The 8,654-nt window shown below is 71.3% G+C and carries 7 protein-coding genes; 3 read left to right on the plus strand and 4 right to left on the minus strand.

Going from position 1 to position 8,654, the window contains the following annotated elements; translation table 11 throughout:
• The coding region (locus J7E86_RS27810; RefSeq protein WP_251019786.1) for a sigma-70 family RNA polymerase sigma factor at positions 1-1,212 on the minus strand (1,212 nt) is incomplete at its 3' end.
• Between the two features lie 299 nt (positions 1,213-1,511).
• A complete protein-coding gene (locus tag J7E86_RS27815) occupies positions 1,512-2,249 on the minus strand; it encodes a TetR/AcrR family transcriptional regulator (RefSeq protein WP_215085469.1) in 738 nt (245 codons plus the stop codon).
• Positions 2,250-2,698: 449 nt separating this feature from the next.
• Between J7E86_RS27815 and J7E86_RS27820 the strand changes: the two genes are divergently transcribed.
• Together J7E86_RS27820 and J7E86_RS27825 are read left to right on the plus strand one after the other, a co-directional pair.
• Positions 2,699-3,994: an NAD(P)/FAD-dependent oxidoreductase gene (locus J7E86_RS27820; protein ID WP_251019787.1), complete on the plus strand. Its 1,296-nt coding sequence runs from the start codon at positions 2,699-2,701 to the stop codon at positions 3,992-3,994.
• 266 nt (positions 3,995-4,260) lie between these two features.
• Positions 4,261-6,006: a SpoIIE family protein phosphatase gene (locus J7E86_RS27825; protein WP_215085471.1), complete on the plus strand. Its 1,746-nt coding sequence runs from the start codon at positions 4,261-4,263 to the stop codon at positions 6,004-6,006.
• A gap of 84 nt (positions 6,007-6,090) precedes the next feature.
• On the opposite strand, the gene J7E86_RS27830 is transcribed toward J7E86_RS27825, so the two are convergent.
• Positions 6,091-7,428, minus strand: a complete 1,338-nt coding sequence (locus tag J7E86_RS27830; protein ID WP_308312751.1) for an MFS transporter — start codon at positions 7,426-7,428, stop codon at positions 6,091-6,093.
• Between the two features lie 205 nt (positions 7,429-7,633).
• Here J7E86_RS27830 and J7E86_RS27835 point away from each other — a divergent pair, with 205 nt between their 5' ends.
• Positions 7,634-8,182 (plus strand): MarR family winged helix-turn-helix transcriptional regulator, encoded by a 549-nt coding sequence (locus tag J7E86_RS27835; protein WP_215085473.1) that lies wholly within the window; start codon positions 7,634-7,636, stop codon positions 8,180-8,182.
• Positions 8,183-8,377: 195 nt separating this feature from the next.
• On the opposite strand, the gene J7E86_RS27840 is transcribed toward J7E86_RS27835, so the two are convergent.
• Positions 8,378-8,654 (minus strand): hypothetical protein (locus J7E86_RS27840; protein ID WP_215085475.1); only part of this gene is annotated, 277 nt, incomplete at its 5' end.

The raw sequence follows: 8,654 nt of genomic DNA on the forward strand, positions 1-8,654 counted from the left end.
CCCCGCCCCCGCGCCCGCCGCCGCCGTACCGGCACCCGCGGCACCGGCCGTGAGCCCGGCGGCGGCCTTGACCGAGAAGCCCGTGGCGAACCAGCCGACGACCGCGACCGGAAGCAGCGCGCGCAGCCGCTCATTGACGTCCGCGACCTCCAGCGCCGCCGTCCGGCACTTCGCGCAGTCCTCCAGATGCCGGCGCAGCCCCCGCTCGGCACGCGTCCGCAACGCACCCCGCGCGAACGCGCCCAGCCGGTCGGCATACCGCGCGCAGCCCCCACCCGACGTCAGCGACGAGCTCACATGCGCCTGGAGGTACGCCTGCTTCAGGCCCTCGCGCGCCCGGTGCGCCAATACCGCCGTGGCGTTGGCCGTCAGCCCCAGCAGCGGCGCGATCTCGCTCGGCGATCCCTCCTCGACCGTCGTGTGCCACAGCACCGTCTGCCACCGCTCGGGCAGGCTGCGGAACGCCAGCACCGCCAGGGAGCGCTCGGCCTCCCGCATGGCCAGGACATCGGCGCCCAGATCGAGGGTGTCGTCGTCCGCCGCCCCGGACGCGCTCGCCGCCGAGGATGCGAAGACCGCGAAGTCGTCGACGAGTTGCTCGCGCTTGGCCGTCTTTCCCCAGGACGCCGCGACGCGCCGCACGGTGGTCAGCAGATAGGCGCGCACCGCCGAGTCGGGCCCCGCGCCCGCCCGTACCGCCTGCAACGTCCGTGCGAAGACCTCGTTGGTGAGGTCCTCGGCGGTGTGGTCGTCGCGGCAGCAACTGCGGGCGTACCGGCGCAGCGCGGCCGCGTGGCGTCGGTAGAGCTCCTCGTACGCCTTGCTGTCACCGGCCCGCATCCGGGCGACCAGCTCGATGTCCGACGGCGGTACGTCGACGTCCAGGTCGATCTCGACATCGATGCCGACGTCGGCGCCGACATCGGTGCCGACGTCGGCATCGGCGCCCGGGCCGAGGCCGTCGCCGCTGTGCGTACCCCCGGCACCGCCCGTGTCATCGCCCCGGGCACCACCACGCACGATGTCGAGGGCGTTGCCGCGGTGCCTGCCGTGACGCTGCCGAGGCACGCTCGCCTCGCAGGCGCGCCCGGCCGGTTCCGAGGCGAAGGGAGAAGGCGCGGACGGACCGCTCTGCACAGGCAGGTGACGCTGGAGGGGCGGCTCGCCCTCCTCGTCACCGCTGTGCGGATCTTTCCGCCCGTCAACGCCCATAGTGCAGGCCCCTGTACACGCCGGCTCACCCGAACATCAGGCAGCGTGACACAGTGCCGTCCGTCACGAGAGCGGCGTGAACGGCAACCACTCATCCGTGGTGTCCGGTGCACCCGGAGTACTACCGATCACCCGTACGGGGAAGGCCCGGGCCCGGACGCGCCCCACGATGAGCCCAACCGCTCATCGAACGCACCCGTCGCCGACGGGCCCGGAACCCTGCTGACCGGAACCCCGCTGACTGGAGCGCTACCGGCCGGGACGCCCCGGCGAAAGGCGTCCCCGCTCCTCCTGCGGCCCTACTCCGCCGGCCGCGACCGCAGACCCTCCAGCAGGATGTCCAGCAGCCGTGACGACGCCGCGGCCTGCTGCACCGCGTCCGGCAGCGACGGCGCGGCCGTCGCTATCACCAGCAGTACGTCCGCGACCGTGACATCCGGCCGCAGCTGACCCGCGGCCCGGGCGCGGTCCACCAGCCGCCCGACGACCTCCAGCAGCGCCGCCGCGCCGGAGTCGTCGTGCTCCTCGACCGCCGCCGGCCGGTGCTCGACCAGCCGCAGCTCGTGCAACTGGCCCCCGGTGACGCCCGGCTGCCGCTGCTGCGGCACCCTCGGCTCGGCCCGCTCCTCGGCCTCCACGTCGACGCCGACCCGCAGGACCTGAGGCGGCAGCAGCCGCCCCGCGCCCGAGGCGACCGACGTGCGCAGGAACCGGGACAGCGCCGACCACGGCTCGTCCTCCTGGCCCAGCGCGGTCCGCGCCTGCTCGGTCAGCCGCGCCGTCTCCTCCTCGGCTATGCGCCGGACGAGCACGTCCTTGCTGGGGAACCGGCGGTAGACCGTCCCCACCCCTACGCGGGCCCGGCGCGCGACGTCCTCCATCGGCGCGCCGTAGCCCAGCTCACCGAAGACCTCGCGGGCCGCCCGCAGTACGTGTTCGAGATTGCGCTGCGCGTCGACGCGCAGCGGAGTGCTCCGACCGCCGTTGGTCTCGGCGGACGCGACAGCAGCCGACCAATGAGAGCCCTGAATATGCATATGTATCCCCCGGTTATGACGTCTCCCCCCGGAGACTCCCCGCCCTGACTGTCGGAGCACGTCTCTGACACCCCGACGGAGTACGAACATAGTTGAGCCCCGGTCAAGAAAGAAGGGGTAGTTCCGCACAGGCCACCCCCATTTGGAGTACGGGCCCCCTCCGCCCCGATTCTGCACCACCTCACGACCCCACCCCAGCCACCCTGACCTGCACACCTGCCACCCGACCCAGGGCCGGGGCCGCGGAGGGATCAGCTCCGCGACCGGTCATACATTTCGCCGGGCCTGTGGACAAACCGCCGCCGGGGGTGCGTCATGGGAACAAGCTGTGCTTGGCCGGGCGACCCGGCACCCGGCCGGACACCCCCTCGGGCCGGGCGACCTCGCGAGGAGGGGCCTTGGTGAAGGAACCGGCGCGCATTCTGATCGTCGGCGGCGGCTACGTCGGGATGTACACCGCCCTCCGCCTCCAGCGGAAGCTCAAGCGGGGCGAGGCCCACATCATCGTGATCGACCCCGAGCCGTACATGACGTATCAGCCCTTCCTCCCCGAGGCCGCGGCCGGTTCCATCTCCCCCCGCCACGTCGTGGTCCCGCTGCGCCGCACGCTCTCCAAGTGCCAGGTCGTCATCGGCGAGGTCTCCTCCATCGAACACGCCAAACGCACAGCGACCATCAGCACCCTCGCCACCCGCGAGGACGGCACCGGAGCCATCGAGGTCCACTACGACGAGCTGATCCTGGCCCCCGGCTCCATCTCCCGCACCCTCCCGGTCCCCGGCCTTTCCGACCACGGCATCGGCTTCAAGACCGTCGAGGAGGCCATCGGCCTGCGCAACCACGTCCTCGAACAGATGGACATCGCCTCCTCCACCCGCGACCCCGACGTCCGCGACGCGGCCCTCACCTTCGTCTTCGTCGGTGGCGGCTACGCCGGCGTCGAGGCCCTCGCGGAACTGGAGGACATGGCCCGCTACGCCGCCCGGTACTACCACAACCTCCGGCCCGACGACCTGAAGTTCATCCTCGTCGAGGCATCCGGCCGCATCCTTCCCGAGGTCGGCGAGGAGATGGGCCGCTACACCCTCCGCGAGCTCCGCGGACGCAACATCGACGTACGCCTCGACACCCGCCTGGAGTCCTGCGCCGACCGCGTCGCCGTCCTCAGCGACGGCGCCCGCTTCCCCACGCGCACGCTCGTCTGGACCGCCGGCGTCAAGGCGCACCCGGTCCTCGCCGCCACCGACCTGCCGCTCAACGGGCACGGGCGCCTCACCTGCACGCCCGCCCTCACGGTGGAAGGTGTCGAGCACGCCTGGGGCGGCGGCGACGCGGCGGCCGTCCCGGACCTCACCGCCGACGGGGACGGGGTGATGTGCGCCCCCAACGCCCAGCACGCCGTCCGCCAGGCCAAGGTGCTCGCCGCCAACGTCCTGGCCTCCCTGCGCGGCAAGCCCCTCCAGGACTACAAACACAAATACGTCGGCTCCGTGGCCTCACTCGGCCTCCACAAGGGCGTGGCACACGTCTACGGCAGGAAGCTCAAGGGCTACCCCGCCTGGTTCATGCACCGCGCCTACCACCTCAGCAGGATCCCCACCTTCAACCGCAAGGCCCGTGTCCTGGCCGAATGGACCCTCACGGGGCTGTTCAAGCGGGAGATCGTCTCGCTCGGCTCGCTGGAGAACCCGCGCGCCGAATTCGAACTCGCCGCGGACACCGGCCGCCATCCGGAGACGAGTTGAGGCAGGTCGCAGGCCCGGAACGGGACCCGGGAACTCCCCCACAGGGGTCGACGTCTGACGGATGTCAGTCCGGTCGGCCACACTGTTCGTGTGACCATGGGTGGGCTCGTCCCTGCGAAGAGTGACAATTACGAGGATTCGGACGCTTGCAGCATTCCCACGGGGCCAGGCCCCCGCACCGTCAACCGCGGCCCCGCGCCGGGCGCGCGGCCCAGCCCCCACACGTCGCCGAGCTGGTCCGGAACGACTCCGCGAGGTAATCCTCTGTGAACTTCACCCGCTGGAGCGCCCGGCTCCCCGGAACTCAGCGCCGAGCGGCAGCGCGCACCGACCGCGCCGCCGCCACCCCGCAGCCCGCGGCCGGCGGCTCCGTGCCCGCCGCCCGCGCCGAGACCGCTCCGCCCGGCCCGGCCGGCCCCGGAGCGGAGACCCCCGTCCCCGTCCCCGCCCTCGACGGCCTCTCCGTCCACGACATCCTCGGCCAGGTCCCGGCCCTCGTCGCCGTCGTCTACGGGCCCGACCACCGCCTCGCCTACGTCAACGACGCCTACGCCGCCCTCTTCGGCCCGCGCACGCCGGGCGCCCCGGCCCGCGAAGCCCTCCCCGAGCTGACCGAGCTCGGCCTGCTCCCCCTCATGGACCAGGTCCTGCGCAGCGGGAAGCCCCGCACGGTCAAGTCCCGCCGCGTCACCACCGAACCGCACACCCCCGCACCCACCGCCGACACGCCGACGGCCACCGACCCCGACACCCGTCACGGCTACTACACCTTCACCTGCTCCCCGATCGCGGTCGGCGCCGCCGACGCCACCCAGCCCGGCGTCCTCGTCTTCGCCGCCGACGTCACCGACCAGGTCGAGGCCGCCGAACGCCTGCGCGCCAGCGAGCGCCGCCAGCGCGAGGCCGCCGTCACCCTGCAGCGCAGCCTGCTCCCCCAGGAGCTGGAGCAGCCCGACGACCTGCGCGTGGCAGCCACTTACCAGCCCGGCGGCAAGGACACCGCGGTCGGCGGCGACTGGTACGACGTCATCACCCTCGGCGCCGGCCGTACGGCCCTGGTCATCGGCGACGTCATGGGCCGCGGCGTCCGCGCCGCCGCCGTCATGGGCCAGCTCCGCACGGCCGTACGCGCCTACGCCCGCCTCGACCTCCCGCCCCACGAGGTCCTCCAGCTCCTCGACGGGCTCGCCACCGAGATCGACGCGACCCAGATCGCCACCTGCGTCTACGCCGTCCACGACCCCAACGAGGGCCGCCTCGTCTACGCCTCCGCGGGCCACCTCCCCATCCTCGTCCGCGATCCCGACGGAACGGTCCACCGCGCCGCCGAGCCCACCGGACCCCCGCTCGGCACCGGCGGCTGGCTCCACACCTCCGGCACCGTGCCCCTGGGCCCCGGCTCCAGCGCCGTCCTCTATACGGACGGCCTGGTCGAACGCCGTAACGAGGACATCTACGAAGGCGTCGAGGCACTGGAGCGCGCCTTCGCCGGCGCGACCGGATCCCCCCAGGTCATGTGCGACCGCCTCATCCGCGCCCTCGGCGTCACCGCCGACCACGACGACGACGTCGCCGTCCTCGTCCTCCAGCACCCCGCCCGCACGGGCCACGACGCCGAGCTCTTCCACAACGCCGCCCTGGAACTGCTCGGCGGCATCGAGGCCGCGCCCCGCGCCCGCGCCTTCGCCTCGGGCGTCCTGGTCAGCTGGCGCTTCCCGACCGAGCTGCGCGACCTGGGCGTCCTGGCAGCGAGCGAGCTCGTGGCCAATTCCCTCCAGCACGGCACCCCACCCATGCGGCTGCGCCTGCGCCGCACCGACCGCCGGCTGATCATCGAGGTGACCGACGGCGACGACCACCTGCCGCGCCGTCGCCGTGCCGAGCCCGTGGACGAGGCCGGCCGCGGCATCTCGATCATCGCCACCATCGCCTCGTCCTGGGGGTCGCGCCGCACTCCGGGCGGCGGCAAGGCGGTGTGGTGCGAATTCGCCCTCCCGGCGGCTCATGCCTGAGAAACAAACGCCTGTGGCCCCGGACCGTGAGATCCGGGGCCACAGGCGTGAGGCGAAAGAGGAGTAGCCGGAGGGAGGCCGAGGTCAGACGGAGACGGTCTCCCGTTCACGCTTCCCGGCGAACTCGACGGGAGTGACCTCGACCCGCTTGACCTCGACCCGAGCGGCCGCCGGACGAGGCGTCGGCACCCGCAGCGGATTCTCCTGGGCCGGGGTGAGCCGTCGGCCCATCCGCAGCGCCAGGGCCGAGATACCGAGCGAGCAGACCACCAGCATCACGATGTACGCGACGTACATTCCGCCACCGGCCATCAGGCCGCCCACAGCCGGGCCGATCGCCAGCGCCATCTGCTTCACCAGGGCGAACGCCGAGTTGTACTGACCGACCAGCCGCGCCGGCGCCAGATCGGCCACCAGGGGAGCCATCGTCGGCGCCAGCATCGACTCACCTATACCGAACAGCGCGTACGTCGAGATCAGCAGCGCGGTCGCGACACCGTGCGCCCCCGGTACGAGCCCGGACACACCGGCCGCCACCCACGCCACGGTCCAGATCAGACCGACGAGCGCGATGACCCGGCTGCGGCGCCGCCGCTCGACCAGCTTCAGCACGACGAACTGCGCCAGCACGATGGCCGCGGTGTTCGCGGCGAGGGCGATGCCGAGCGTCGCGGGCGAGATCCGGGTGACCTCGACGGCGAAGGCCGCGAGACCCGCCTCGAACTGTCCGTAGCAGGCGAAGAACATCACGAAGCCCAGCACACACAGCTGCACCATCGCCCGGTCCGCCAGCAGCGACCGCCAGCCGCCCTTGGCGGACTCGTCGGTCGGCACCGCGTCCTCGACCTTGGGCACCTTCGGCAGCCGTACGGTCGCGATGGCCGCGCCCAGGACCAGGAACATCACGGACTCGATCGCGAACAGCCGCACAAAGCTCGACGGGTCCGCCACGTCCACGAGCTGCCCGCCCAGCAGTCCACCGACGCCGAGGCCGAGGTTGTTGAGGAAGAACTGCGTCGCGAAGGCGCGCGACCGCGTGGTCGGCGTCGAGCACCAGACGATCATCGTGGCCAGCGAGGGCTGGACCACCGCGATACCCGCACCGAGCGCCGCGGCCGCTGCGACGACGAGCGACTCGCTGTCCGCGAGCCCGAGCCCCATCGAGCCGACGGCGGCGGCGACCGTACCCGCGATGGCCACAGGCAGCGGACCTCGCCGGTCGATGACCCGACCGGTGAAGGGCAGCACGACGAGCGCGGCCACGGCGAACGTCGCGAGCACGATGCCTGCCGTGCTCGCGCCGAGGTCCCGTACCTGAGCCACATAGATGAACAGGAACGGGACGGTGAAGCCATTGCCGAACGCGCTCAACGCGTTGCCCAGCTGGATCCGGCGCAGTGCTGCGCCCATCGCGGTGGTCACACTCACCTACCTAGGTCGAAGAGCGATCGAGGGGCGATCGCTGGAGGGAAGAGATGGAGGAAGCGGCGGAGAAGAACAGAGGAGGCCCGGACCGGACCGGCAGGGCCGGACAGTCCAAGCCTGAAGACTTCAGAGCTAAACTTCGAAGTTGAAGAGTACACAGGGAAGGGCTTTAACGCCAATCACTCGTGTCATACTGCGGCTCATGGCTGACACCCCCGGCGCCCCCGAGCCGAGCCTCGACGAACAGATCGCCGCTTACCAGCGCGAGTACCAAGACCTTGATCCGCAGGTGGAGAAGGTCGTCTCGGCCCTCAGCCGGCTCAACCGGCGCATGAACGTCGCGTACGGGCGGCAGACCGCGGAGCTCGGCATCAACAACGCCGAGTGGGAGGTCCTCAAGGCCCTCGTGCTCGCCGGCGACCCCTACCGCATGGGTCCCGGAGACCTCGCCAAGCGCCTGGGGCTCACACCGGCCGCGATGACCCACCGCATCGACCGCATGGTCGCGGAGGGCCTCGTCACCCGGGAGCGGGACGAGAACAACCGCGTCCGCGTCATCGTCGGCATCACCGAGGAGGGCCGCGCGAAGTGGCTGGAGGCGATGCGGATGGCCACGGTCTTCGAGGGAGACCTGCTCCAGGACCTCTCCGGCGAGGAGCGGCACCGGCTGGGCGAGATGCTGACCCGCCTGCTGCGCCGGGTGGAAGAGGCCCAGCCGGACGCCGGCGGACGGCTCAGTGACCTCGATTGAGGCACCGCCGAGGCCCCGCATCCCCGCGGTTGACATGGATTTGACGCATGGGTAGTGTTCTCCGGGTTGCCACGCGAGCCTGACGGTTCCGAGGCGGCCACTCACGCCGCACCGGCGGCACTCTCTACTGCACGGTCCCTGAACGGGATGGATTTCGCATGCCGGAATTCGTTTCGGGATGGCTTCGGACTCCGATTAGGAGCCCGGGGGAAAATCCGCTAAAGTAGTGATCACGCCGGAAGGCGCGAAACAAACCCCCTCCGACGGGGGATCGGAAACGAAATTCCAGCCGGAAACGGCAGGGAAAAGGATCTGATAGAGTCGGAACACGAAATACCGAAGGGAAGCGCCCGGAGGAAAGCCCGAGAGGGTGAGTACAAAGGAAGCGTCCGTTCCTTGAGAACTCAACAGCGTGCCAAAAGTCAACGCCAGACTATAAAATACCCCGTCTCCGGTCACATTGTGACTGGGA

Origin of the sequence: Streptomyces sp. ISL-11 (genome assembly GCF_018614525.1) — a bacterium.
Classification (GTDB): domain Bacteria; phylum Actinomycetota; class Actinomycetes; order Streptomycetales; family Streptomycetaceae; genus Streptomyces.

Bases quoted from the DNA above. Each gene is read 5' to 3' on its own strand.
- J7E86_RS27815 (WP_215085469.1), bottom strand. From the start codon at position 2,249: ATGCATATTCAGGGCTCTCATTGGTCGGCTGCTGTCGCGTCCGCCGAG.
- J7E86_RS27820 (WP_251019787.1), top strand. From the start codon at position 2,699: ATGTACACCGCCCTCCGCCTCCAGCGGAAGCTCAAGCGGGGCGAGGCC.
- J7E86_RS27835 (WP_215085473.1), top strand. From the start codon at position 7,634: ATGGCTGACACCCCCGGCGCCCCCGAGCCGAGCCTCGACGAACAGATC.